At 72.3% G+C, this 24,004-nt stretch carries 25 protein-coding genes; 11 read left to right on the forward strand and 14 right to left on the reverse strand.

The window, feature by feature from the left end; translation table 11 throughout:
- Positions 1-3: 3 nt before the first annotated feature.
- Positions 4-714, reverse strand: coding sequence for a GAF and ANTAR domain-containing protein (locus ACXJKB_RS11425; protein ID WP_457188390.1), 711 nt, complete (start codon positions 712-714; stop codon positions 4-6).
- A gap of 8 nt (positions 715-722) precedes the next feature.
- A complete protein-coding gene (locus ACXJKB_RS11430; protein WP_457188392.1) occupies positions 723-1,058 on the reverse strand; it encodes an ANTAR domain-containing protein in 336 nt (111 codons plus the stop codon).
- 176 nt (positions 1,059-1,234) lie between these two features.
- Between ACXJKB_RS11430 and ACXJKB_RS11435 the strand changes: the two genes are divergently transcribed.
- The 3 genes from ACXJKB_RS11435 (at position 1,235) to fgd (ending at position 4,233) form a co-directional block, all read left to right on the forward strand.
- Positions 1,235-2,212, forward strand: a complete 978-nt coding sequence (locus ACXJKB_RS11435) for a helix-turn-helix transcriptional regulator (RefSeq protein ID WP_457188394.1) — start codon at positions 1,235-1,237, stop codon at positions 2,210-2,212.
- Positions 2,213-2,330: 118 nt separating this feature from the next.
- Positions 2,331-3,176, forward strand: coding sequence for a sigma-70 family RNA polymerase sigma factor (locus ACXJKB_RS11440; protein WP_457188396.1), 846 nt, complete (start codon positions 2,331-2,333; stop codon positions 3,174-3,176).
- A 43-nt stretch (positions 3,177-3,219) separates the two neighbouring features.
- Positions 3,220-4,233 (forward strand): glucose-6-phosphate dehydrogenase (coenzyme-F420), encoded by a 1,014-nt coding sequence (gene fgd / locus ACXJKB_RS11445; protein WP_457188398.1) that lies wholly within the window; start codon positions 3,220-3,222, stop codon positions 4,231-4,233.
- Positions 4,234-4,265: 32 nt separating this feature from the next.
- Here fgd and ACXJKB_RS11450 read toward each other — a convergent pair whose 3' ends face one another.
- From ACXJKB_RS11450 to ACXJKB_RS11480, 7 genes are all read right to left on the reverse strand, one after another.
- Complete coding sequence (locus ACXJKB_RS11450) at positions 4,266-4,685, reverse strand: DUF7144 family membrane protein (protein WP_457188400.1); 420 nt, start codon at positions 4,683-4,685, stop codon at positions 4,266-4,268.
- 57 nt (positions 4,686-4,742) lie between these two features.
- Positions 4,743-5,171 carry an aromatic ring-opening dioxygenase LigA gene (locus ACXJKB_RS11455; protein ID WP_457188402.1) on the reverse strand — a complete coding sequence of 143 codons (429 nt, stop codon included), beginning with the start codon at positions 5,169-5,171 and terminating at the stop codon, positions 4,743-4,745.
- A 161-nt stretch (positions 5,172-5,332) separates the two neighbouring features.
- Positions 5,333-5,686, reverse strand: a complete 354-nt coding sequence (locus tag ACXJKB_RS11460; RefSeq protein WP_457188404.1) for an iron chaperone — start codon at positions 5,684-5,686, stop codon at positions 5,333-5,335.
- A gap of 117 nt (positions 5,687-5,803) precedes the next feature.
- The gene (locus ACXJKB_RS11465) at positions 5,804-6,775 is read right to left on the reverse strand and encodes a cupredoxin domain-containing protein (protein WP_457188406.1); all 972 of its coding nucleotides are present in this window, start codon (positions 6,773-6,775) and stop codon (positions 5,804-5,806) included.
- Between the two features lie 98 nt (positions 6,776-6,873).
- On the reverse strand, positions 6,874-8,283 hold the full coding sequence (locus tag ACXJKB_RS11470; RefSeq protein WP_457188408.1) for an NAD(P)/FAD-dependent oxidoreductase: 1,410 nt from the start codon (positions 8,281-8,283) through the stop codon (positions 6,874-6,876).
- Positions 8,284-8,296: 13 nt separating this feature from the next.
- Positions 8,297-9,655: an aminotransferase class III-fold pyridoxal phosphate-dependent enzyme gene (locus tag ACXJKB_RS11475; RefSeq protein WP_457188410.1), complete on the reverse strand. Its 1,359-nt coding sequence runs from the start codon at positions 9,653-9,655 to the stop codon at positions 8,297-8,299.
- Positions 9,648-11,195, reverse strand: coding sequence for a CoA-acylating methylmalonate-semialdehyde dehydrogenase (locus tag ACXJKB_RS11480; RefSeq protein ID WP_457188412.1), 1,548 nt, complete (start codon positions 11,193-11,195; stop codon positions 9,648-9,650). Before ACXJKB_RS11480 ends, ACXJKB_RS11475 begins: the two co-directional genes overlap by 8 nt.
- A gap of 107 nt (positions 11,196-11,302) precedes the next feature.
- On the opposite strand from ACXJKB_RS11480, the gene ACXJKB_RS11485 reads away from it, so the two are divergent.
- From ACXJKB_RS11485 to ACXJKB_RS11495, 3 genes are read left to right on the forward strand one after another with little or no spacing between them, the layout of a single operon-like run.
- Complete coding sequence (locus ACXJKB_RS11485; protein WP_457188414.1) at positions 11,303-12,919, forward strand: PucR family transcriptional regulator; 1,617 nt, start codon at positions 11,303-11,305, stop codon at positions 12,917-12,919.
- A gap of 50 nt (positions 12,920-12,969) precedes the next feature.
- Complete coding sequence (locus tag ACXJKB_RS11490; RefSeq protein ID WP_457188416.1) at positions 12,970-13,308, forward strand: cupin domain-containing protein; 339 nt, start codon at positions 12,970-12,972, stop codon at positions 13,306-13,308.
- A gap of 17 nt (positions 13,309-13,325) precedes the next feature.
- Complete coding sequence (locus ACXJKB_RS11495; RefSeq protein WP_457188418.1) at positions 13,326-14,765, forward strand: gamma-aminobutyraldehyde dehydrogenase; 1,440 nt, start codon at positions 13,326-13,328, stop codon at positions 14,763-14,765.
- Positions 14,766-14,787: 22 nt separating this feature from the next.
- Here ACXJKB_RS11495 and ACXJKB_RS11500 read toward each other — a convergent pair whose 3' ends face one another.
- Complete coding sequence (locus tag ACXJKB_RS11500; protein ID WP_457188420.1) at positions 14,788-15,363, reverse strand: carboxymuconolactone decarboxylase family protein; 576 nt, start codon at positions 15,361-15,363, stop codon at positions 14,788-14,790.
- 88 nt (positions 15,364-15,451) lie between these two features.
- Complete coding sequence (locus ACXJKB_RS11505) at positions 15,452-15,625, reverse strand: CsbD family protein (RefSeq protein WP_457188422.1); 174 nt, start codon at positions 15,623-15,625, stop codon at positions 15,452-15,454.
- 376 nt (positions 15,626-16,001) lie between these two features.
- Here ACXJKB_RS11505 and ACXJKB_RS11510 point away from each other — a divergent pair, with 376 nt between their 5' ends.
- Both ACXJKB_RS11510 and ACXJKB_RS11515 read left to right on the forward strand, forming a co-directional pair.
- Complete coding sequence (locus ACXJKB_RS11510; RefSeq protein WP_300049161.1) at positions 16,002-16,400, forward strand: hypothetical protein; 399 nt, start codon at positions 16,002-16,004, stop codon at positions 16,398-16,400.
- Positions 16,401-16,463: 63 nt separating this feature from the next.
- Positions 16,464-17,276: a SurA N-terminal domain-containing protein gene (locus tag ACXJKB_RS11515; protein ID WP_457188424.1), complete on the forward strand. Its 813-nt coding sequence runs from the start codon at positions 16,464-16,466 to the stop codon at positions 17,274-17,276.
- Here the strand turns inward: ACXJKB_RS11515 and ACXJKB_RS11520 are convergent, their stop codons facing one another.
- The 3 genes from ACXJKB_RS11520 to ACXJKB_RS11530 all read right to left on the reverse strand — a co-directional run bounded on the left by ACXJKB_RS11520 (position 17,277) and on the right by ACXJKB_RS11530 (position 19,565).
- Positions 17,277-18,101 (reverse strand): alpha/beta fold hydrolase, encoded by an 825-nt coding sequence (locus ACXJKB_RS11520; RefSeq protein WP_457188426.1) that lies wholly within the window; start codon positions 18,099-18,101, stop codon positions 17,277-17,279.
- A 31-nt stretch (positions 18,102-18,132) separates the two neighbouring features.
- A complete protein-coding gene (locus ACXJKB_RS11525) occupies positions 18,133-18,702 on the reverse strand; it encodes a DJ-1/PfpI family protein (protein ID WP_300049167.1) in 570 nt (189 codons plus the stop codon).
- Positions 18,703-18,773: 71 nt separating this feature from the next.
- A complete protein-coding gene (locus ACXJKB_RS11530; protein ID WP_457188429.1) occupies positions 18,774-19,565 on the reverse strand; it encodes a GntR family transcriptional regulator in 792 nt (263 codons plus the stop codon).
- 180 nt (positions 19,566-19,745) lie between these two features.
- On the opposite strand from ACXJKB_RS11530, the gene ACXJKB_RS11535 reads away from it, so the two are divergent.
- From ACXJKB_RS11535 to ACXJKB_RS11545, 3 genes are all read left to right on the forward strand, one after another.
- Positions 19,746-21,011, forward strand: a complete 1,266-nt coding sequence (locus ACXJKB_RS11535; protein WP_457188431.1) for an iron-containing alcohol dehydrogenase — start codon at positions 19,746-19,748, stop codon at positions 21,009-21,011.
- A complete protein-coding gene (locus ACXJKB_RS11540; protein ID WP_457188433.1) occupies positions 21,011-22,486 on the forward strand; it encodes an NAD-dependent succinate-semialdehyde dehydrogenase in 1,476 nt (491 codons plus the stop codon). The genes ACXJKB_RS11535 and ACXJKB_RS11540 overlap by 1 nt, the downstream gene beginning before the upstream one ends.
- Before the next feature lie 86 nt (positions 22,487-22,572).
- Positions 22,573-24,003: an extracellular solute-binding protein gene (locus ACXJKB_RS11545; protein ID WP_457188434.1), complete on the forward strand. Its 1,431-nt coding sequence runs from the start codon at positions 22,573-22,575 to the stop codon at positions 24,001-24,003.
- Position 24,004 lies beyond the last annotated feature (1 nt).

The raw sequence follows: 24,004 nt of genomic DNA on the forward strand, positions 1-24,004 counted from the left end.
TCGTCAGGCCGGGAGCGCGCCGGTCTCGAGGACGTGCTCCGACACGACCCCGATCTTGGTACGACGGCTGCGCGCGGCGGTGCGCAGCGCGTTGAACGCGCCGACCGCGTCCAGCGAGTCCTTCGCCATCAGGTAGCCGACGGCTCGCTCGATGAGCACGCGGTAGTCGAGGGCGTACTGCAGCTGGCGGGCCAGCTCGCCGGCCGTGTGGGCCTGGAGCGCGGCGCCCAGGGTCGTGGCGATGATCTCGGCATACCTGCCGAGCGCCGCTGCCTCGCTGTCGTCCCAGTCATGGGGGTGACTCTTGTAGACGTCGAGCGTGCCGACCGGCACGCCCCCCAGCAGCACCGGCGTGCCGAGCACGGCGCGCACCGGCTGGTCGGCCATCGCGCTCGCAAGCGTGGGCCAGCGATCGGACTCCGCTGTCACGTCGCGGCTGGTGACCACCCGCCCCTGGACGAACGCCTCGGTGCACGGGCCCTCGCCCGCCTCGGCCTCGGTCTGCTCCAGGAGACGGCCCGGGCCGTCGCTCGCCGCGGCGTAGACGAGGATGTCCTGCTCGTCGGCGATGAGCACCCCGGCGCCGTCCACGCCGAACAGGTCGACGCAGGCGGCGACCACCACCTGGAGCGCCGAGGTGATGCTGCCGTCGTCCTCACGGGGCTGGGACAGCCGGCGCAGGCTGTCGGCCAGCGCGGCGTCGTCGATGTTCATGGGGTGGATTATCCCTGAGCCGTCGGCCCTCCGGGCCAGCCCGACGCCGGAAGGTGCTCGACGAACCTCTCCAGGGCCTTGCGGTCCTCGGGTCCGGCGGTGCCGTCGTGGGTCGCCACGAGGACCCGCGCGACGGTGCGGACCTTGGTGTTGCTGTCCTGCGAGACGCGCAGCAACGTGCGCCACGCCTGTTCTGTGCTGCAGCTGAAGCGCGCCGACACGAGGCCGATGGCCATGCCGATGTCGCGCTGCGACTTGACGGCTTCGTGCAGGTGCGCGACCTCGTCGCGCAGCGCATCGGCGTGGGGGGCCGGCTCGCCCGGAGATAGGGGTGTCCCAGACATCGTCACCTCTTGCATGACGTAGGTCCGCGGACACAGGGCGGAGATCGACGGTTTGTGCGGGTCCACCCTACAGGCTGTGCTCCAGCCCTCCCGATGGGCGGGAAGCCGGATCCTGGGTTACGCTCGATCCGACTCAAGCCGTCGGGTCGTCCGCACGCTCCACCAGGAGGTGCTGCATGCCGCACACGCGTTCACGGCGTGGCCTGCCCGATGCCTTCGAGTTCGAGGGATCCGGCGATGCCGCGCGCGACTGGCTCGACCAGGCGTTCGGGGCACAGCTCCGGCTCGCGGGGGACCTCGGTACGGTCCGCCACCAGCGTGCCGACCACGGCACCGTCGCCTTCGACCACCTGACCATCGGCGGTCCGGTCACCTTCGACGCCGACCCCATGCCGGCGCTCGTCGTGGTCGACGTGCTCGGCGGGAGCGTCTCCTACACCCGCGACGGCGTGACCGACGTCGCCCGCGACGGCGAGACGATCCTGGCGGCGGGCTGGGACATGCCGTTCAGCGGGAGCGGTGAGGGCTACGACATCCGCACCACGAGCATCGCAGGCGACCTCCTCGCGGCGGCTGTCGCCGAGATCGACCCCGAGCGGTCCGGCCCCCAGGTGAGCTTCCGGTCCTTCGTCCCGCACTCGAGAGCGGCAGCCGCGCGGTGGCGCGCCACCGTGGACGAGCTCGCCGCCCACTACCCCGAGGTGACGGCGGCGCTCGGGCACGCCGACGCGTCCATGCTCCTCGGCCACACCCTTCTCGACACGTTTCCCAACGACGTCGTCGACGGCGTCACCCGCGCGGGGGCGCGCGGCGAGCTCTACGGCGACAGCCCGTCCGCCGTACGCCGTGCCCTCAGCGTCATCGAGGACCGCGAGCACGAGGAGCTCACGCTGGAGCAGCTGGCGGGGGCGGTCGCGGTCACGCCGCGGGCCCTGCAGTACGCCTTCCGCAAGGAGCTCGGCTGCACGCCGCAGGACTACCTGCGGCGGGTGCGTCTCGACCTCGCGCGCCAGTCGCTGCGCGACGGCTCAGCGCAGTCGGTCGGCGACGCCGCCGCCCGGTTCGGCTTCTTCAACCCGGGCAGGTTCGCCTCGGACTACCGCCAGGTCTTCGACGAGAACCCAGGACAGACGTTGCTCCGTCCCCCGTCCTGAGGGGTGGCTTCGCTTTGCGGCTGTCCGACTGGTCCAGACCATGCGAAGGTGGAACCTGATCGTCTTGCTGGAGACCACGGCAGGCACCATCAACACCAGGAAGCGAGCCGTGGTTTCCATGACTGTCGCCCCTGTACGCCCCTCTGGACACACCCCCGTCCAGTCCCGCCCCATCCAGTTCCGCTCGGCCCAGCCCCTCGAGGGCAAGGCACGAGCCCGGCGCACCGATGCCATCGTCCGCGACCTCCGTGAGGTCAGCCATGAGGCCGACACCGATGAGCTGACCCGTCAGCTGATCGAGACCAACGCGGCCGTGGCCCGCAGCATGGCCTCCCGCTACCGCAACCGCGGCATCGACCTCGACGACCTCGAGCAGGTGGCGCTGCTCGGGCTGACCAAGGCCGCGCAGCGCTTCGACCCCAACGCCGGTCACGACTTCCTGTCGTTCGCCGTGCCCACCGTCCGCGGTGAGCTGCGCCGACACTTCCGTGACTCGGGATGGATGGTGCGTCCGCCCCGGCGGGTGCAGGACCTCCAGACCCGCATCGCCTCGGCCCAGGAGGAGCTCGAGTCGCGGTTGGGCCGATCGCCCCGACCCAGCGAGATCGCCACCCACCTCGGTGAGGACACGTCCGACATCGTGGAGGCGCTCGCCGCGGACGGGTGCTTCACGCCCACCTCGCTGGATGCCCGGGTCGCGGACGGCTCGTCGTCGCTCGGCGACCTGCTGGGCCACGAGGACCGCGCGCTCGCCCAGGCGGAGGCCAAGGTCATGCTCGACCCGCTGATGCGCGGCCTCACCGGGCGCGACCGGCGCATCGTCCGGCTGCGCTACTACCAGGAGCAGACGCAGCAGGAGATCGCCGAGTCCGTCGGCCTGACCCAGGCGCAGGTGTCGCGGGTCCTCACGCGGATCCTGACCGACCTCAAGGCCGGTCTGGTCGAGCGGCCGCCGGCCGCCTGAGGTCCAGCGAGGTCGTTGCGGGTCGCCGTGCCACCATGGCGCGGTGACCTCCTCCCTCGCTGTCGGTTACAAGGCCTCGGCCGAGCAGTTCGGCCCGCGCGAGCTCGTCGAGCTCGGGGTGCGCGCCGAGGACGCCGGCCTGGACAGTGTCTGGGTCAGCGACCACCTGCAGCCGTGGCGCCACGAGGGCGGCCACGCGCCCAGCGCCCTCGCGGCGCTGGCGGCCCTCGGTGAGCGCACCGACCGCGTCGTGCTCGGGACGAGCGTCCTGACGCCGACGTTCCGCTACAACCCGGCCGTGCTCGCCCAGCAGCTCGCCACCATCGCCCTGCTCAACCCGGACCGCGTGGTGCTCGGCGTCGGCACGGGCGAGGCGCTCAACGAGATCTCCGTCGGCCTCCCGGACTGGCCCGACTTCAAGGAGCGCTGGGCCCGCCTGCGGGAGGCCGTACGCCTCATGCGCGAGCTCTGGGCCGGCGAACGGGTCACCTTCGACGGCGACTACTACCGCACCGTCGACGCCACGATCTACGACCGCCCCGACGGCGGCGTCCCGATCTGGGTGGCGGCCGGCGGGCCGCAGATGGCGAAGTACGCCGGACGCGTGGGCGACGGCTTCATCTGCACCAGCGGCAAGGGCATGGACCTCTACACCGACAAGCTGCTGCCCGCCGTCGACGAGGGTCTCGCCGCGTCGGACCAGTCAGCGCGCGACTTCACCCGGATGATCGAGATCAAGCTGTCGTACGCCTCTCACCGCGAGGAGGCGCTCGAGAACACCCGCTTCTGGGCGCCGCTGTCGCTCAGCGCCGAGGACAAGCACCGGCTCCACGACCCGGTCGAGATGGCCGCGGCCGCCGACCGCCTGCCGATCGAGCAGGTGGCCTCGCGCTGGATCATCGCCACCTCGCCGTCCGAGGTGGTCGAGGCGGTCCGGCCCTACGTCGACGCGGGCTTCAACCACCTCGTCCTCCACGGCCCCGGACACGATCAGGAGCAGTTCCTCGCCGACCTCGGCGAGCACGTGGCCCCGGCCATCCGCGCGCTCCGCGACTGACTCGTGAGGTCGGGCCGGCGGGCGGGCCGCGGCTACGGCGCCGGCCGGACGAAGTCGGGCTCGATCTCGACCACGGCGAGGGCCCAGATGACCGCGACGTTCAGGCCGATGAGGGTGATCGCCCAGAACGGGTAGTAGGGCAGCCACATGAAGTTGGCCGCCATCGCCAGGACGGCGACCACGATCCCTGCCCATCGGGCCCACGCGGCCCCGGTGAACAGGAACGCACCTACCGCCATCAGGACGACCCCGATGAGCAGGTGCACCCATCCCCAGGTCGTGAGGTCGAAGTGGTACGTGTACTCAGGCCCCCTGACCACGATGTCGTCGTTGGCCAGGGCGGCGATGGCCTGCAGGATCTGGAACAGCCCGACGGTCAGCAGCATGGCGGCCGCGAAGAGCATCAGCCCGGAGGCCCAGGCGTTGCGGGTGGAGTAGGTCGACGTCGTCATGTGCACCTTCCAGGTCGTAGCCCCCGGCGGGGGCGATGGGTCGAGAGGAGCGGCGGGTCAGCCCGCAGCGGTGTAGCCGGCCGGGTCGCGGTTCGGGACGGGCGCGCGCATGCCGAGGCCGATCAGGGTGAACACGATGCCGACCCCGAAGGCCATGAACGCGACGCCGAACGCGACCACCGAGGTGAACAGCGAGGCCTGCAGGAACGCGGAGTCCATCGCGGTCGCCCGGTTGGGGTCTTCCTTGTCGAGCTCGGAGTAGGTGAGGCCGCCGGTGATGGCCTTGGTGTGCTTGTCGATTACGTCGGCCTGGCAGAAGGCGGAGAAGGGTCCGTTGACCTCGTCGCCCGCGAGGCAGTTGGCGTCGTCCGACACCACGATCTTCTGCTCCGACAGGGTGTTGCTGACGACCACCCAGGTAGCGATTCCTGCAACGGCCATCACGATCCCCACCACGATGGCGACCAACGAAGCTGTCTTGCGCATGTCATCCCCTCCTGTGCCCACACCTCCGCTCTGGGCGGGAGGTGTCGAGTCCCCTCACCGTGGCCGTCCTCGCCGGGGCGCTGCTTCACCCGGACAGGGTGACCTTGGCCCTGCGCGGCGGCGCGGTCCCGCTTGGACAGGGACTCTGGGGAGCTTCGACGCTAGGTCGACGAGCGGGTCTCGAGCAGACGGCGCACGACCCGCTCGATCAAGGCGTAGTCGACCTCGGGGTACGGCACCTTGAGCGTGCCTTTCGCTCCGGCATAAGGCACGAGGTCGTCGTCCAGATCAGAGTCGCCTGCTGGTGGCAGGGGATAGAGCGAGACGTGCTGCTTCCACGCCGCCACGTGAACGAGGGAAACGCCTTCAACCTGCCAGGTCGGCATGTCGTAGCGGATCACGCGATCGGCTCCGGGCACCACCAGCAGCACGCGCCGTTCGATCTCCTCCACCACCTCCCTCTGCTCAGCGGGCAGCGAGGCGAGGTAGTCGTCGACCGACGCGAACTTCGGCATGAGGGCAGTATGGCTCGACGGCGACGGCAACGTCGGTCCCGTTCATGTGAACCAGACGACCTACGGAGTCCGGTTCCGGCCGCTGGTCGGAACCGGACTCTCGTCAGTCCTGTGCGGCTACTGCACCACGACCTGGCCGACCATGCCCATCCCGGCATGGATGAGGCAGACGTACGAGTAGGTGCCCGCCTTGGTGAACTTCACCGTGAACGTGCTCGGCGGCGGTCCGAAGCCCGGAGGCAGGATCACCCCGGAGCTGAGGGCGGCACCCTGGAAGTTCGTCGGGTCGCCGGTCGGCGCGAACGGGTTGGCCGGGGGCGGGCCGAACGTGATCGTGTGCGGGACCGGGAACGCGTTCCTCGCCATGTCGAAGGTGACGCTGTCGCCGACCTTCACCACGACGTTGGCAGCGATGAACCGGTTGACCTGCACGCGCATGTCGGCGGCGCCCGCGAACACGTGGTGGGAGTCAGCGGCGCCCATTGCTGCGTCCCACAGGTCGAGCCCGTGCTCGATGTCCGCGTTCGACGCCTTGGTGGTCATCGCGTTGTAGTCGGCCTGCGTGTGCGGGTAGGGAGTGCCGGCCTTGCGCACCACGACGACCGCCTTCATGGCCTTGCCGTGGACGTAGCACAGGTAGTGGTACTTGCCCGGCTGCTTGAACTTCAGGTCGTACGTCTTGACCGCGTCCGGGAAGAGGGCGTCGGGTGCTGGGGCCATGATCCCGGAGCTGCGGAACTTCCCGGGCTTGGAGATCGTGCCCTGCGACGTCGGCGCGGTCATGTACGTGGTCGTGGGACTGAACGCGACCGCGGGGTGCGCGTCGTCGATGAACGACACCGTGTGCGGCTCCATCGACTTGGAGACCCAGTGCACCGTGTCGCCGGCGTTGATCCAGATCTTCGTCGGCCCGTACGCCATCGTCTGGATGGCCCCTGAGCTCGACTCTGCGCCGACCATGACGTTCCAGGTCTTGGCCTTGGTAGTGGACGCGGCGTGGGCGTTGCTGGCCAGCAGTGCAGGCATGGCGGCAAGCAACAGGGCGAACACCGCGAGGAACACCGAGGACCTCCTCGGTCGAGCGGACATCGGGGGCATGCTCAACTCCTTCGCAGTTGGATAACCTCCTCACTCTCCTCGCGGCATCGGTCCCCGACAACCGACCATCGCCGGAGGCATAGACCAGCTCAGGAGTCGAAACCCAGCCCGGCCCGGTCGAGCACCCGCAGGAAGCCGTTGCGGCGCCCCTCGCGGTGGTCGGCGCGGTCGAGCGACCAGCGGGTGAGGTTGATGCCGGCCGAGGCGAGCGGCTCCGGCGGGAAGGGCAGCGGACGTTCGCGCACCATCCGCAGCTCGGTGCGCTCGGTCGGCCGACCGCTGAGGAGGTCGAGCAGCACCTCGGCCGCCCAGCGGGTGGCGCCGACACCCAGCCCGGTGAAGCCGGCGGCATGGGCGACCCGGCCACCGTGGGTGGTGCCGTAGAACGCGGCGAACTGCGTGGACGTGTCGATCGCGCCGGCCCAGCGGTGCGTGAAGCGGACACCCTCGAGCTGGGGGAAGGTCGCGAGGAAATGGGCGGCGAGGCGCTCGTGGCTCTCGGGCCGGTCCTCGTGGCGCGGGTGCAGCCGCCCGCCCGCGGGGTAGACGGCGTCGTACCCGCCCCACAGCACGCGGTCGTCGGCGGTGAGCCGGGCGTAGTGGAACTGGTTGGCGAGGTCGCCGAGCCCCTGCCGCCCGGCCCAGCCGATCGAGGCGCGCTGGTCGGCGGTGAGCGGCTCGGTGACGAGCACGTAGTCGTAGACCGGCACGGTCATCAGCCGGTTGCGGCGCAGCAGGGCCGGGAAGACGCCGGTCGCGAGCACGACGTGGTCGGACGTGACGGTCGCGCGGTCGGTGGCGACCTCGACGACGTCGCCCTCGCGCCGGATCGCGGTCACGGCCGAGTGCTCGTGCACCTCCACGCCGAGGTCTGCGGCTGCCCGCGCCAGCCCGAGCGCGAGCCGGGCCGGGTGGACCAGGGCGGTGGTGTCGGGAGCGAGTCCGCCGGCCAGGAAGAGCGGGCTGTCGATCGCCTTTCGGGCCTGTTCGCCGTCGAGGAAGCATGGCGAGTCGCGCAGCCACTCGACCTGGTGGTCCTCGACGGCGACCGACAGTGCGCCGGTCCGCTCCCACTCGCAGGCCAGGCCGAGGTCGCGCACGTCGGCCTCGAACGCGTCGAGGTTGGCCGCGCCCAGCCGTTCGAGGACGTCGTACTCCTCGGGCCAGCGCGAGCGACCGTTGTCCTCGCCGTGCGTCAGCGACGCCTCGCAGAAGCCGCCGTTGCGCCCCGACGCCGCCCACCCGACGGTCTGCGCCTCCAGCAGCACGACGCGGCGGCCGGGGTCGCGACGCTTGGCGTGGACCGCCRCCCAGAGGCCGAGGTAGCCGCCGCCGACGACGGTGAGGTCGGCGCGGGTCGGGGCGGTCAGCGGGTCGTACGCCGGCGCCGCGCCGACGTCGTCGAGCCAGAACACCGCCGGCACGCTGTCGGCCAGCGACTCCGCCACGAGCCGCGGGTCCGGGGCGTGCCGCTCGTAGGCGGTGAGGTGAGCGGTCACCGGGCGTCGGGCGTCAGCCGGCGGCCGCGGCCAGGGCGGCGTCGAGGATCGCGAGACCCTCGCGCGCCTCCTCGTCGGTCGTGGTGAGCGGCGGCACGACGTGGATGCGGTTGTAGTTGACGAAGGGCAGCATCCCTCGCTCCTGGCAGCCCTTCACGACCGCGGCCACCTCCGGGCTCGATCCGCCGTACGGCGCCAGCGGCTCACGGGTCTCCCGGTCGCTGACCAGCTCGAGCGCCCAGAAGGCGCCGGTGCCGCGCACCTCGCCGATCCACTCGTGCCGGTCGGCGAGCTCGCGGAGGCCGGGACCGAGCACCTCGGCGCCGAGGCGGTCGGCGCGACCGACGACGTCGTCGTCCTCCATCGCGCGGATCGTCGCCACCGCCGCGGCGCACGCCAGCGGGTGGCCGGAGTAGGTGAGCCCGCCGGGGTAGGTGCGGTGGGCGAAGGTCGCGTGGATCTCGTCGCTGATCGCGACGCCACCCAGCGGGACGTAGCCGGAGTTCACGCCCTTGGCGAAGGTGATCAGGTCAGGGGTGATCCCGCCGTGCTCGACGGCGAACCACCGCCCGGCGCGGCCGAAGCCCGACATCACCTCGTCGGCGACGAGCACGATGCCGTGGCGGTCGCAGATCTCCCGCACGCCTGCGAGGTAGCCCGGCGGCGGCACCATGATCCCCGCGGTGCCGGGGATGGCCTCGAGCACGATCGCGGCGATGGTCGACGGGCCCTCGAGGGCGACGACCTGCTCGAGGTGCTCGAGCGCCCGCTCGCACTCCTCGGCCTCGGTGGTCGCGTGGAAGGCGCTGCGGTAGAGGAACGGGCCGAAGAAGTGGACCGTGCCGGCCGAGCCGTGGTCGCTGGCCCACCGACGCGGGTCGCCGGTCATGTTGACCGCGAGGTGGGTGCCGCCGTGATAGCTGCGGTAGGTCGTCAGCACCTTGTGGCGGCCGGTGTGCAGCCGCGCCATGCGTACGGCGTGCTCGTTGGCGTCGGCACCGCCGTTGGTGAAGAAGACGTGGTCGAGGTCGCCGGGGGTGTGGCTCGCGACCAGCCGGGCGGCCTCGGACCGGGTGCCGTTGGCCACCGCCGGGGCGATCGTGCACAGGTGCTCGGCCTGCTCCCTGATCGCGGCGACGATGCGCGGGTGCTGGTGGCCGAGGTTGGTGAAGACCAGCTGCGAGGAGAAGTCGAGGTAGCGCCTGCCGTCGCCGTCCCACACGTGGCTGCCCTCGGCGCGGGTGACGACCATCGGGCTGATCTCGGCCTGGGCCGACCAGGAGTGGAAGACGTGCGCGCGGTCGAGCTCGTAGGCCCGCCCGGCGTCGTACGTGCTGGCCAGGTCGCTCGTGGTGGAGAGGACGTCAGTCATTGCGCGGGAATCCCAGCTCGAGGCCGCCCTCGGGGCGGTTGGCGGGGTCGATCCACCGGGTGGTGACGACCTTGCCGCGGGTGAAGAAGTGGACACCCTCGGTGCCGTGGGCGTGGGTGTCGCCGAAGAGCGAGCGCTTCCAGCCGCCGAAGGAGTAGTAGGCGACCGGCACCGGGACGGGCACGTTGACGCCGATCATCCCGACCGTCACGTCGGCCTCGAAGCGGCGGGCCGCGCCACCGTCGTTGGTGAAGACGGCGGTCCCGTTGCCGTACTCGTTGGCGTTGACCAGCGCGACCGCCTCCTCGTACGACTTCGCGCGGACCACCGACAGGACGGGGCCGAAGATCTCCTCGCGGTAGACGTCCATGTCGGGGGTGACGTCGTCGAAGAGCGTCGGGCCGAGCCAGAAGCCCTCCTCCCCGCCGCGGGCCGCGACGTCGCGGCCGTCGACGACCACCWTCGCGCCGGCGGCCTCGCCGGAGTCGATGAACGAGCTGACCCTGTCGCGGTGGGCCTTCGTGACGAGCGGCCCCATGTCGGCCTCCTTCGCCTCTCCGGTGGCCTCGCGGCCGCCGTCGCCGATCAGCAGGGTGCGGGTGCGGTCGGCGATCCGGGCGACGAGCTCGTCGCCGATCGGGTCGACCGCGACGAGGACGCTGATCGCCATGCAGCGCTCGCCCGCGCTGCCGTAGCCCGCGTTGACCGCCGAGTCCGCGGCGAGGTCGAGGTCGGCGTCGGGCAGCACGACCATGTGGTTCTTGGCGCCGCCGAGGGCCTGGACGCGCTTGCCGTGCCGGCTCGCGGTCGCGTAGACGTACTCCGCGATCGGCGTGGAGCCGACGAAGCTGATGGCCTGCACGTCGGGGCTGGTGAGCAGCGCGTCGACGGCGGTCTTGTCGCCGTGCAGGACGTTGAAGACGCCGTCGGGGAGCCCGGCCTCCTGCCACAGCGCGGCGATCCAGCTCGCCGCGCTCGGGTCCTTCTCGCTCGGCTTGAGCACGACGGCGTTGCCCGCCGCGATCGCGATGGGGAAGAACCACATCGGGACCATCGCCGGGAAGTTGAAGGGGCTGATGATGCCCACCACGCCGAGCGGGACGCGCTTGGAGTGCACGTCGATGCCGGTCGAGGCCTCCTCGCTGTGGCCGCCCTTGAGCAGGTGGGAGATGCCGCACGCGAACTCCACCACCTCGAGCCCACGGGCGATCTCGCCCATCGCGTCGGAGTGCACCTTGCCGTGCTCGGCGGTGATGATCGCGGCGAGCTCGTCCTTGCGGGCGTTGAGCAGCTCGCGGAAGGAGAAGAGCACCTGCGTACGACGTGCCAGCGACGTCGTGCCCCAGGCCCGGGCGGCGCGCGACGCGGCGGCGATGACGTGGGCGGCGTCGGCCTCGCTCGCGAGCGCGACGCGACCGGTGACGCGACCGGTCGCGGGGTTGGTCACGTCGGCCCAGCCGGTGGGGGAGCCGGTCAGGGGCGAGCCGTCGACCCAGTGCACGATCTCGACGGGGACCTCGTGGGGAGTGGCGGTGGTCATGCGGCTCATCCTGCTCGGCGTACGACACGTCGGCGGGTGTCGGATCGTCGGCATCGGACGCGGCGGCCGGACACTTCGTCACCCCGTGCGCGCGTAGGCTGGGCGCCGTGGTCGACGTGACGCCGGGAGTGACGCTCCGCGAGGCGCTGGAGCTCCCCACCTTCCGCCGCGCCGCACCCGAGGTGCTCGCCGGCGCCGCCGGGACGGACCGGGCGATCCGATGGGTGCACGCCACCGAGCGCGCCGACGTGCGCCAGCTGCTCCGCGCGGGCGACCTCCTGCTCACCATGGGCACCGGCCTGCCGGGCGACGACGACGCGGCCGGGCTGGTGTCGTTCGTCGACGAGCTCGCCGACGTCGGCAGTGCGGGAGTGGTCGTCGAGCTCGGCCGGCGGTGGGGGTCCGCGCTGCCCGACGCCCTGGTCGACGCCTGCGAGCGGCACGGCCTGCCCCTGGTCGTGCTGGCCCGGGAGACCCGGTTCGCGGCGCTCGCGCAGGAGATCGGCGAGCGCGTGGTCGACCAGCAGCTCGCCGAGCTGCGCGAGGCGCAGCGCGTGCACGAGACCTTCACCGAGCTCAGCAACGAGCTGGCCAGCCCCGTCGAGGTCCTCCGGGCCGTGCAGCGTCTCGCCGATGCGCCCGTGGTCGTGGAGAACGCCCAGCACCGGCCGCTCGACTACTTCGCCGGGCCGGACGAGGACGACGGCTTCCTCGACGGGTGGCCGGCCCGCTCGCGCCGCGTCGAGGTGGCCGGCCGCACCGGCTGGGACGCCGCCAACGGCTGGCTGGTGACCAGGCTCGGCACGGCCGACCGGACCTGGGGTCGGCTGGTCATCGGGTCGCCGCAGGCGCCGTCGCAGCGGCTGGTCGCCGTCGCCGAGCGCGCCGCGTCGGCCCTCGCGCTGCACCGGCTGCACGACCGCGACCGCGGCACCCTCATGCGTCGCACGCACCTCGAGCTGCTCACCGGGCTGGCCGAGGACCCCGGCTCCGACGACGTACGACGTCGCTGCGAGCTCGCCGGCTTCCCGGTGCACCGTCGCAGCCTCACCGGCGTCGTCGTGCGCGGCCGGGTGGGCAGCGTGGCGCCCGTGGACCTGGACGAGGTGGCCGCCACGGTCGTCCGGGCCGCGCACGCGCTGCGGGTGCCGGCGCTGGTGTGCGAGGTCGAGCGCGACCTGCGGGTGCTCGTGTCGACCACCCCCGGCGCGGACGCCGACGAGCTGGTCGACCGGCTGGCCGCGCGCGTGCTGGCCCACCACGACGTCGTCGTCGCTGCGGGCCGCACCGCACCCGACCGCACCGGCGTCGCCCGCACGGTCGCCGAGGCCGGGCAGGTCGCCGACGCCGCACCGCAGGCGCGGCGCGAGCAGGACCCCGACGTGCACCGGCTCGCCGACCTGCACCTGCGCGGCCTGCTGGCGCTGCTGGGCGAGGACGAGCGCGTCCGGCTCTTCGTCGAGCGCGAGCTCGGGCCGCTGCAGGAGCACGACCGGGCCGACGGGTCCCGGACCGAGCTCCTCGCCGCCCTGCGTGCGCTGCTGCTGCACCCATCCAGCAAGACCGAGGCGGCCGCCAGCCTGCACCTGTCGCGGGCCGCCTTCTACGACCGGCTGGCGCGGATCGAGGCGGTCCTCGACGCCGACCTCGACGATCCCGACGTCCGCGTCTCGCTCCACGTCGCGCTCGTGGCAGACGAACTGTTGGCCGGACGGTCGAAGTGACGACAGATCGTCGGCCCACGGGTGCCCCGCCGCTGGGGACGATGCAGGACATGACCCGCGTGACCACCCGTGTCCTGGACGTCGCCACCACCGTGCCGACCACGCCGCTCGACCCCGGCACCGTCGTCGACGGGGCCCCCGCGGCCGGCTCGCGCGCGCTCGCCGCGGTCTCCGGGGTCGAGGTCGGCGTGTGGGAGATGACGCCGGGCACCGCGACCGACGTCGAGGTCGACGAGGTGTTCGTCGTGCTGTCCGGCTCGGGCACGGTGTCCTTCGACGACGACGGCGAGCAGGTCGACCTCGCGCCCGGCAGCGTCGTACGCCTGCGGGCCGGCGAGCGCACCACCTGGGTCGTCCGCGAGACCATCCGCAAGATCTACGTCGCCTGAGCACCGGAGGAGTCCCCATGACCGAGCCCACCGACCAGACGGTCCGCAACTTCATCGACGGCGAGCTCGTCGCGTCGGCGACCACCGACTTCATCGACCTCGTCGACCCGGTGACCGGCGAGCCCGACGGTCGCTCACCGATCTCGACGCACGAGGAGGTCGACCGGGCGTACGCCGCTGCCGAGCGCGCGTCGACCACGTGGAAGCGGCTCACCCCCGGGGCGCGACAGGCGTACCTCCTCGACCTCGCCACCGCGATCGCCGGGCGACGCGACGAGATCAGCGCGGTGCAGGCCCGCGACACCGGCCAGCCGGTGCGCTACATCGCCAGCGAGGAGGTCGACCAGGGGGTCGACCAGCTGCGGTTCTTCGCCGGCGCGGCGAGGCTGCTGGAGGGGAAGTCGTMAGGGGAGTACCTCGAGGGCCACACCTCGGCGATCCGCCGTGAGCCCATCGGCGTCGTCGGACAGGTGACGCCGTGGAACTACCCGTTCGCGATGGCGATCTGGAAGGTCGCGCCCGCCCTCGCCGCCGGCAACACGGTCGTGCTCAAGCCCAGCGACACCACGCCCCGGTCCACCGTGCTGCTCGCCGAGATCGCCGGCGGCGTGCTGCCTCCCGGGGTGCTCAACGTCGTCAACGGCGACGCCTCGACCGGTCGCTACCTCGTCGAGCACCCGACGCCCGGACTGGTCGCCATCACCGGCTCAGTGCGGGCCGGCACCGAGGTCGCGCTGTCGGCGGCGAAGTCCCTCAAGCGCGTGCACCTCGAGCTCGGCGGCAAGGCGCCCGTCGTCGTGATGCCGGACGCCGACCTTCCTCGCGCCGCGGAGATGATCGCCGCGGCGGCCTACTTCAACGCCGGCCAGGACTGCACCGCCGCCACCCGCGTCATCGCGCACAGCAGCGTCCACGACGAGCTGGCCGACCTGCTCGTGAAGGCGGCGGAGGGCACGACCCCCGGCGCGCCGTCGGACGAGGAGGCGGAGTACGGGCCGCTCAACAACGCCGGCCACCTCGCGAAGGTCGAGGCGTTCCTCGCCGAGCTGCCCGACCACGCGACCGTCCGCACCGGGGGGAGCCGGCACGGCGAGGCGGGGTTCTTCTTCGCCCCCACCGTCGTCACCGGCGTACGCCAGGACGACCGCATCGTGCAGGAGGAGGTCTTCGGACCGGTGCTCACCGTGCAGTCCTTCGACGACGAGGCCGACGCGGTCGCGATGGCCAACGGCGTCCCCTACGGGCTCGCTGCCAGCGTGTGGACCCGCGACGTCGGCGTCGCCGACCGGCTCACCCGCGAGCTCGACTTCGGATGCGTGTGGGTCAACACCCACATCCCGTTCGTCTCGGAGATGCCGCACGGCGGCTTCGGCGCCTCCGGCTACGGCAAGGACCTGTCGGGCTACGGCTTCGACGACTACACGCGCATCAAGCACGTGATGACGGCGCACTACTGACGGCCTGCTGCAGCCCCGGCGGCTACTCCTCCGGCACGCCCACGTCGAACACGTCGAGCAGCTGCGCGAGCGTGCGGTAGTAGCCGACGAGCACGACCAGCTCGGTGAGGGTCGTCGTGCCCAGCGCGGCGGCGTACGCACCGTAGGTCTGGTCGTCCATCCGGGCGCCCGTGCCGGCGTCGGCCACCAGTCGCCGACAGAGCTCGTGCGCGGCGTGCTCGTGGGGGTCCGCCGAGGTGAAGGAGCCGTCRGCGAGAGCGGCCAGCTCGTCCTCGGCGAGCCCGGCCGCCCGCCCGACGCGCTCGTGGGCGTACGCCTCGAACTCGCTGCCGGTCGCGCTCGCGACGGCCAGGATCGCGATCTCGCGCGTGCGGGCGCTGAGGCCGGTGGCGTAACGGATCGCGGATCCGAGCTCCTGCAGCGGGGCGCCGAGCGCCGGCTCGTGCAGCATCACCCCGAACGGGCCGGTCAGCGAGCCGTCCTCCTGGACGAGCGGGAAGTGCTGCGGGCCGTTCCCGCGCGGTCCGCCGAGGATCTGCTCGCGCAGCGCACGCTGCGCGTCGCCCAGCTCGGCGGGGGTCAGGTCGGGCAGGCGCACGCGGTCTCCTGCTGGTGGGGTGGGTGCCGTCGTGCGCGACCGTACCGGGGGTGGCGCCGGCCGCCCCCGGCACGGAGTCAGGTGCGCGTCACTTCTTGAAGGCGTCCTTGACGTTCTCGCCGGCCTGCTTGAGGTCGGCAGCGGACTGGTCCTTCTTGCCCTCGGCCTTCAGCTTGTCGTCGTTCGTGGCCTCGCCCGCGACCTCCTTGGCCTTGCCGGCGATGTCCTGAGCAGCGTTCCTGGCCTTGTCGGCGATACCCATGAGGGCCTCCTTCGATCGGTGTTGTCCCTCGTTGGTCGTGCCGTCGAGCCCGATCGTCACGCGGATGTGCGGACTTCTTGCGTCGGGCCTCCGCGGGCGGGCCGTCCGCGGTCGCCTGTCATGTGAAGGTGGAACCTCCCCGAGCTCTGGCTCCACCTGCATGGGGACGGTGGGCGCCACCGTGGACGCGCGGGGTCGATGTCAACATGTGGGGAACCAGATGCCGGCCCACTGGCCCGATCGGCATGCATCTCGTTCCCCAACCGGGCTGAGGAGGTTCGCGTCCACCGTGGACGCGCGGCTCCGGGGAACCGTCGGGCTGCCGATTGGCTCACGTATGGCGAAGACCAGAGGCGGTCGGGGCAGACTGGGACCCATGCGCTTCACCGAGCACGAGCTGACCGTCGCCGTCACCGCCGCCGCCAAGATCGTGGCCGGCGGCAAGGTCGGCCGCCGCGCCAAGGGGGAGGAGGCGTGGGAGTCGATGAGCAAGATCGACCGCTACCACCTCCTCGAGGCGGTGGGCAGCCAGGTGCTGCCCGTGCTGCTCGCGCTGCCCGACGTGGAGGTGGCCTCCGGCACCCGCCCCACCTTCACCGACGCCCAGATCGGGGAGGCGGTGGAGCAGACGCTCGGCGAGACCGGGGTGGGCCGGCTGCGCCAGAAGGTCACGGTGGCCGCCCGTCTCACGCTCGTGCGCACGGCGCTCGCGCAGCTCCCGGTGCGCCAGGACCCCGACGCGCTCATCGTGCCCGACTCGCTCGACGGCCTGTGACGGGGACCACGCCCTGAGAACCCTGAGGACGGCGCTCAGGTTGGGTGCGTACCGTCGGGTGCGATGACTTCCACGATGACTTCCCTGTTCAGCACGCGCGCGCGCACGGCCCTCGGCGCCCTCTCGGTCGCCGCCGTCCTCACCCTCTCCGCCTGCGGCGGCTCGGACTCCTCCGACTCAGACGCCGGCAAGGACGCCTCCAAGGACGCCTCGTCGAGCGCGTCGCCGTCGGCCGGTGCCTCGGACGGCGCCGCCGAGGGCCCCCAGCCTGACCTCGACGCCATTCCCGACGTCGTGGCCGAGGTCAACGGCGAGGAGGTGACCAAGGAGGAGTTCGTCCCGATCTACGAGGCGGCCTTCCAGCAGGCGGCCGCCCAGGCCCAGATGGGTGGCGAGGACCCCGACGAGGAGGCGCTCCGCAAGGAGACCGCCGACAACCTCGTCGACACCGAGCTGCTGCTCCAGGAGGCCGAGTCCCGCGGGCTCGAGGTCTCCGACGAGGCCGTCGAGGCCGAGCTCACCAGTCTGGCCGAGCAGAACGGCATGAAGACGGCCGACGAGCTGCTCAAGGCGGTCGAGGCGCAGGGCGTCAGCGCCGACCAGGCGCGCGAGCAGGTCGAGACTCAGGCGATGGTCGAGCAGCTCGTCGAGGACGAGAACGGCCCCATCGAGCCGACCGACAAGGAGCTGCGCAAGCTCTACGACCAGGTCAAGAAGCAGCAGGCGGCCTCGGGCGGTGGCGGCCAGGAGATCCCGCCGTTCGCCCAGGTGCGTGACCAGCTCGCGGAGCAGGCGTCGAGCCAGGAGACCGGCAAGGTCGCGACGGCGCTGGTGAAGGACCTCCGCAAGGACGCGGACATCACCATCAACCTCTGATCAACCTCTGATCGACCCCCTGCCGAGGAAGCCCGCCAGGAGCTCCCGGAACGCCGACGGCTGCTCCAGCGGCGGTGCGTGACCACAGCGGCCGAGGACGTGGAGTCGTACGTCGGCGAGGTGGTCGAGGAGCGGCAGCGCGGCTGTCCGCAGCGGCGTCAGCCGGTCCTGCGCCCCGTGGACCAGCAGCACCGGTGCGCGCACGGCGGACAGGGTGGTGGCGGACAGGGTGAGGTCGTCGACCCAGCGGGTGCGGGGCGGGGGGAACAACACCGCGAACGACTCCGCACCGGCTTCCATCGCGTCCGCCCGCCCGGCGACCGCCTCCTCGGTGACGAGTGACTGGTCGAGGACGAGGCGGCCCAGCATGTCGCGGGCGCCGGCGCGGCCGGGAGCGGCTGCCCACACGGCGTTGAGGTCGGCGGACAGCGGCGCGCCGGGAGCGCCCATGGTGGCGACGGCGACGACGCGGGTGACCTGGCGTGGACGGGCGGCCGCCAGGGCGAGCGCGACGGCGCCGCCCATGGAGTGGCCCACGACGGCGTACGACGTCTCGCCGAGGGCATCCATGAGGCCGGCCGCCTGGTCCGTCCAGGCCCGCATGCCCCCCGACGTCCCGGGAGGCAGCGGCGTGCTGCCGAAACCGGCCTGGTCGGGGGCCACCACGCGGTGCGATTCGGCGAGGGCCGCGGCGGTCGCCGCCCACGCGCCGGCACCCGTGGTGCCGGGCCCCGACCCGTGCAGCATCAGCACGGCGGGCCCGGCTCCGGCATCGAGCACCTGCACGGGCGAGCCGGCGACCTCGACGGTGCGGTGGCCCGTCACCGCGCCGTCGAGGACGCCCGGGTGGAGGCGGTCATGCCGACGCGTCGCCGATGGACTTGTCGAAGACCTCCATCATGGCCCGGCCGAACTGCGGCATGTCGGGCCAACCGCGGCAGGAGACGAGGTTGCCGTCCACGCAGTCCGGGGCGTCGACGACCGTCGCGCCGGCGTTCTCCATGTCGCCGGTGATGGGCGGGAAGCACGCGGTCCGGCGCCCCTTGAGCAGGCCGTAGACGGCGGGGACCTGCGCGCCGTGGCAGACCAGCGCGATGGGCAGGTCGCGGGCGAAGAAGTGCTCGGTGATGCGGCGCACGTCGGCGTCGACGCGGATCCACTCGGGGGCTCGGCCGCCCGGGATGATCAGRGCGTCGTAGCGCTCCACGTCGACCTCGGCCCAGGTGAGGTCGACCGGCAGCTTGCGGCCGTTCTTCTCGACGTAGGCGTCGCAGTTGGGGTCGAACTCGTGGATCACGAGCTGGATGTCGCGCGTCGTCAACGAGGCGACGTCGACGTCCCACCCGCCCTCCTGCACGCGGTAGTAGGGGTACATGGTGTCGAGCTCTTCGGCGGCGTCGCCGGTCATGAGCAGTGCTCTGGGCACCTGGATCTCCTCGCACTCTGCAGCGGGTGGGCTGACGGCTGATCCCATCGGATCGGATTGGATCGGGTGGCCTAGGATTCCGCCGACCGCGGGCTGCCGTCAAGACCCTGTCCGGACCGGCCCGCCTCCTCGGACTCGTCGAACAGCCGCCGGAAGCGGTCGCGCGACAGCAGGATGTGGCGCCGCATGGCGTACGCCGCCGCGTCGGGGTCGCGCGCGGCGATGGCGCTGAGGACCTCCTCGTGCTCGCCCATCGCCAGGAAGGTCACCTCGGCGTCGTAGAGCAGCCGGAAGAGGTGCACGTGCGTGTGCAGCCGCGCCAGCGCCTCGCGGACCACCTGGTTGCCGGCGCTGTCGGCGACGAGGTCGTGGAAGGCGGCGTCGCGCAGGCCGAAGGCGCCGTAGGCGACGTGCCGGTCCCCCTCGCCCAGCTCGGCCATCTCGTCGAGCATCAGCCGCAGGCCGCTGACCTGCTCGGACGAGGCGCGTTCGGCCGCGTGGCGCGCGGCGGCAGGCTCGAGGAGGAGGCGGATCTCCACCATGTCCTCGAAGCGTTCGCGCGTGATCTGCGGCGGGATCCGGTAGCCGGCGTGCGGCACGCGGACGACGAGGCCGTCGGCCTCCATCCGGTTGAGCGCGTCGCGGATCGGTGTCTGGGAGACGCGCAGCTCGCGCGCCAGCGCGTCGATCGTCACCCGCGATCCCGGCTCGATGCGCAGCGACATCAGCTGCCCCAGGAGGGTGTCGTAGACCTCGTCGGCCAGGCGGCCGCGCGTGCGGTCCACGCGGAGCCCGTCGCCGGTGGCCGGGGCCCACGGCCCGCCGGCCTGGCCCGTCGTCGCCTCGCTCATGTCCCCGTCCATGTCCTGGTCCCTTCTCCCGCGTGTCGAGCCCGGACCTGTTGACAGCGGCCGGTGCCGTGGCTCATGCTCTCGCACCAATCGGATCGTATAGGAAATGGGTCCGCTGGCAAGGCCACTGGTCAGCCGCCCACCACCTTCCACCCGGTCCCGATCCCCATCCCTCCTCCCCTCGGAGCACCCATGAGCTTGCTCGGCGTCCTGCGCGGTCCCCGCCAGGTCCTGTTCGGAGCCGGGCAGCGCCATGCGCTCGGGACGGTCGTCTCGGCACTGGGCTCGCGCGCCCTGGTCTGCACCGACGCCCGGTTCGGAGCGACCCCGGAGTTCGCCCAGCTCGTCCGGCTGCTCGAGGACGCCGGCGTGCAGGTGACGTCGTACACCGAGGTGGAGCCGGACGTCCCGGTGCACCAGGTCGTCCGGTGCGCCGAGCTCGCCGCGGCAGCCGACCCCGACGTCGTCGTCGGGATGGGAGGGGGCAGCTGCCTCGACCTGGCCAAGGCCGTGGCCGTGCTGCTCACCCACGGCGGGACGCCCGCCGACTACTACGGCGAGCTCCGGGTGCCCGGGCCGGTGGTGCCGGTCGTCGCGCTGCCCACCACGGCGGGCACGGGGTCGGAGGTGACGCCGGTGGCGGTGCTCACCGACCCCGACCGGATCAGCAAGGTGGGGATCTCCAGTCCCTACCTGATCCCGCACGCCGCCGTCTGCGACCCGGAGCTCACGGTCGGCTGCCCGGCCCCGCTCACGGCGAGCGCGGGTGCGGACGCCCTCTCCCACGTCGTCGAGGCCTTCACCGCGATCCGCCGGCCGGTGACGTCCGAGCTCGCCACCGAGCGGGTCTTCGTCGGCAAGAACGAGCTGACCGACACGTACGCGCTGCTCGGTGTGCGCCTGATCGCCGGGAGCCTGCACCGCGCGTGGTCCGCCCCCGACGACGTCGAGGCCCGCGAGGCGATGATGCTCGGTGCGACCGCCGGCGGGTTCGCCCTCGGCACGGCCGGTACGGCGGCGGCGCACGCCATCCAGTACCCGGTCGGAGCCCTCACCCACACCCCGCACGGCGTGGGGGTCGGCGCCCTCCTGCCCTACGTCATGGAGTTCAACCGACCGGCCCGGGTCCCCGAGCTGGCGGCCGTGGCCGTCGCGATGGGCGCCTCGCCCGACTGGTCGGCCGAGGACCTCGCCGACGAGGCGATCGACCGGGTGACCGCCCTGCTGGCCTCGGTGGGGATCCCCGCCACCCTGGCCGAGCTCGGGCTGCCGGCCGACCAGCTGCGGTGGACGGCCGAGCAGGCGGCAGGCGCCGAACGGCTGGTCGCCAACAACCCGCGGCCGCTCGACGTCGACGCGCTCGAGCACATCGTGCGCGCCGCCCACGCCGGCGACCGCGCGGCGCTGCGCGAGGCCGTGCCGACACCTGCCGGGCTCGCTGCGACGGGAGGTGCGTGATGACGGTCGTGGACGAGGTGCTGCGCCCGGTCGCCGACGTGATCGACGTACCGACGGACCTGTTCGTGGCGGGCACCTGGCGTCCCGCCGCCGCCGGCCGTCGACTGGAGGTGGCCGACCCGGCCACGGGCTCGGTGCTCGCCACGGTGGCGGACGCGGACACCGACGACGCGACCGCGGCCGTCGACGCCGCCGCCGCGGCGGCCGCCGACTGGGCGGCGACGTCGCCCCGCTCGCGCGCGGACCTCCTGATGCGCGCGTTCCACCTGATGCAGGAGCGGAGCGAGGAGCTCGCGCTGCTGATCTCCCTCGAGAACGGCAAGTCGTTGGCCGACGCCCGCGGCGAGGTGGCCTACGCGGCGGAGTTCTTCCGCTGGTACGCCGAGGAGGGCGTGCGGCTGCGGGGGCAGGTCGGCCACGCGCCCAGCGGGGCCAACCGGCTGATGGTGACCTACCAGCCGGTCGGCGTCAGCGTGCTCGTCACGCCCTGGAACTTCCCCGCGGCGATGGCCACGCGCAAGATCGCGCCGGCCCTCGCGGCGGGGTGCACGACGGTCCTCAAGCCGGCGGCGGAGACACCCCTGACCGCACTGGCCGTGGCCGCGCTCCTGGAGGAGGTCGGGCTGCCCGCCGGCGTGCTGAACGTCGTCACGACGTCGCGCCCGGGCCCGGTCGTGGAGACCATGTTGACGGACCGGCGCACGCGCATGGTGTCGTTCACCGGCTCCACCGAGGTCGGCCGGGTGCTGCTCCGCACCGCGGCCGACCACGTCCTCAAGTGCGCGATGGAGCTCGGCGGCAACGCCCCCTTCGTGGTGCTGGCCGACGCCGACGTCGACGCGGCGCTCGACGGGGCGATGGTCGCCAAGATGCGCAACGGCGGCCAGGCCTGCACCGCCGCCAACCGCTTCTACGTGCACGACTCGGTCCACGACGCCTTCGTCGAGGGCCTCATCGCCCGGATGGCCGCGATCCGGGTCGGCCCCGGCACGGACGAGGCCACCCAGTGCGGTCCCCTGATCAACGACCACGCCGTCCGCAAGGTCGACCTCCTGGTCCGCGACGCCGTCCGGCGCGGCGCCCGCGCCATGATCGGCGGCCGCGCCCCGGACGGACCTGGTTCGTTCTACCCGCCCACCGTGCTGGTCGACGTACCCCTCGACGCGCAGGTCCTGCACGAGGAGGTCTTCGGGCCGGTCGCGCCCGTCGTCCGCTTCGACCGCGAGGAGGACCTGCTGCCCCTGGTCAACGACACCGACCTCGGCCTCGTCAGCTACCTCTACACCCGCGACCTCGCCCGTGGGCTCCACCTCGCGGAGCGCCTCGAGAGCGGGATGGTCGGGCTCAACCGCGGGCTCGTCTCGGACCCCGCCGCCCCCTTCGGCGGCACCAAGCAGAGCGGACTCGGCCGCGAGGGCAGCACCGAGGGACTGCTCGAGTTCATGGAGGCCCAGTACGTCGCCACGTCCTGGTAGCCCACCACTTCTTCAGCAGCGTCGACCGTCTCGGCACCAGCCCAGCACCACCCGATAACCCACCCCGAGCAGGAAGCAGGAAGCAGATGCGGTACCTACAGCGAGCGGGACGCAGGTCCCTCCCCGGCCGGCAGGCACGCCTGGCCACGGCGGCCATCCTGATGGCGACGGCCCTCGCGGCCTGCGGCGGCGGTGACGGCGACGGTGGCGGCAGTGCCGAGGCAGCGAGCGGCGCCAAGGCGCCGGCCACGATCCCCGAGCTCACCGACGACCCCCTCACGCTCAGCTTCATCTGGTTCGAGTGGCCGCCGGCCCAGGCGCTGGAGGACTTCGCCAACGCGGAGTACACCAAGGAGCGGCCCAACGTGACCATCGAGGTCAACACGGTGCCCAACGCCAACTGGCACGACGCGATGTTCACGCAGTTCGCCGCGCGGCAGACCGACTTCGACATCCCGATCCTGGACTCCCAGCACATCGGTGAGGCCGTCACCAACGGCAACATCCTCGACCTCACCGACTTCGTCGACGAGAACATCGAGGTCGACGCCTACGACCCCTACCTGCTGGCGGCGTACGGCCAGTACCCGCAGGCCGAGACGGGCCAGCGCGACGAGGACGCGAGCCTCTACGGCCTGCCGCTGCTCGGCGACACGTGGACGATGATCTACCGCAAGGACCTCATCGGCGACGAGCCCCCGAAGACGTGGGACGAGATGATCGACGCCGCCAGGACGTGCCAGGACGAGAACCCGGGCGTCAGCGGGCTCGCCTTCCACCAGGCCAACGGCTCCGACGCCGCAGCCGTCACCTACAACACGGTCAACGGTGTCTACGGCGGCAACCTCTGGAACGCCGAGGACAAGACGATCGAGGGCGTCATCAACGACGAGGCCGGCCAGAAGGCCATGGACGTCCTCGTCAACGAGATGAAGCCGCTGACCGCGAAGGGCTCGGGCAACTGGTTCATCGACGAGGTCAACGCCGCGGTCGCGCAGGGCAAGGCCTGCATCGCGTTCCAGTGGATCGCCGCCGCCGGGGGCCTGGTCGACCCGGCACAGTCGACGCTCGGCACGACCGAGGACGAGATCCTCGACAAGCTCGGCTTCGCCACCCTGCCGACCCAGGAGGCCGACGTCGTGCCGCTCGGCGGGATGGGCATGCACGTCTCCGCCTACGCGCCTGCCGATCGGCAGGCCGAGGCGCTCAACTTCATGAAGTGGTTCGAGCAGGAGGACATCCAGAAGAAGTGGGCCGCGGCCGGCGGCGTGCCGGCGCGCACAGACGCGCTCGAGTCCCCGGAGTTCCTCGAGGCCGGACCGTTCAACCAGGTGTACGCCGACTCGGTGTCCCGCATGCGCGACATGTGGAACGTGCCGGAGTACGCCCGCCTGATCGACATCGAGAACACCAACGTCAACGCCGCGCTCAACGGGGCCAAGGACCCCGAGGAGGCGCTCGACGACATCGCCGAGCAGCAGCAGCAGGTGCTCGACTCCAGCGGTGGCGGGCTGTGAG

The sequence above is a fragment of the Nocardioides sp. P5_E3 genome (assembly GCF_054049275.1).